We start from the raw sequence: 1069 nt of genomic DNA on the forward strand, positions 1-1069 counted from the left end.
GAAAGACATTTCCGCAACTGCGGCGGCCGCAATCCCATGCAGGTGACGATCTATCGCTTGCCGCGCGGGGATTATTCCGGTGACAGCTACGAGTTTTTCGACACAAGGGCAGAGTATTTGTGGAGCACAATGAAGGGCCGGGCGCCGGTTCCGGCGTGAGCCAATGAAGGCGCGAGCCCGCCAATCCAGCGGGCTCGTCTTTCTCCCGGCGAAGCAACTTGCCGAGGGTCTTGGCCGGAATGGCATTGCCCCCAGTCTGGCTTGAATGCGCAGCAGAGGCAATGGAGAAATGTCCCCTAGGATGGAGCGCGCTACCGCGACGACGCCATCGCGCCCCGCATCAGCCATGCCCAGCGGTCTTGAAAGAGAACCAGCAATCCAGGTCCGCATGCGCCTTGCGGACAAGGAGCCCGGTGCAGATTTGCAACACTTGTTCCGGATCCGTTCTTTTTGTGAGCCACCGGCTTGAGATCACGGACGGATCCTGCTTTCCTGATTGCGTTCGTGAAGGATGACCTTGACGGACAGTCGGCCTCCGACGGTGCTGGAACACCAACCGGAGGCCTGACCCGCACCTTTGGACAAGAAAGGATTGGGCTATGCGGAATATTAGAACCTCCATTCCCCCGTTGGAAGCGCTGTCGGCGCGATTTGAACAGGCGCGCGGCCGCAAGACAGGCGGCATAGCGGCCTGACGGCTTCACCGCGCCGAGAACGGCTTCGCCTGCGGCAGCATCTTTTTCGCCTTGCGATCGGGTCCGGCCAGCCGGGCCGACCGCCGCGCCGGCGGAACCATGCCGCTTTCATTCAGACCGACAGTTTTTTCAACGGAGGGATTCATGACCACTGTCAGCAACCATATCACTTCACGCTTACCAGCCGTCGACAGCGCGGCCAGCAGCCAAAATTCCGTGCGCATTGAGCCGGGCGTGCTTGGCCAGCACTTTGATGGCCTTGTCGCGGCGGCGGCCGCAACCATTGCCGAGAGCGCGCCGGTGCATGACGAGGTGCTCGGGCGCTTTGTCGGCCTCGCCTCACGTATCCGCTCGATCTCGTTCCATGAGGGCAA

1 protein-coding gene is annotated in these 1069 nt (G+C 61.5%); it reads right to left on the reverse strand.

Annotated features, from left to right (window positions below):
- Nucleotides 1-700: 700 nt before the first annotated feature.
- A complete protein-coding gene (locus CHEJ32_RS27585; protein WP_028035902.1) occupies nucleotides 701-919 on the reverse strand; it encodes a hypothetical protein in 219 nt (72 codons plus the stop codon).
- Nucleotides 920-1069: the final 150 nt, after the last annotated feature.

Source organism: Chelativorans sp. J32 (genome assembly GCF_000518985.1).
Taxonomy (GTDB): domain Bacteria; phylum Pseudomonadota; class Alphaproteobacteria; order Rhizobiales; family Rhizobiaceae; genus Chelativorans.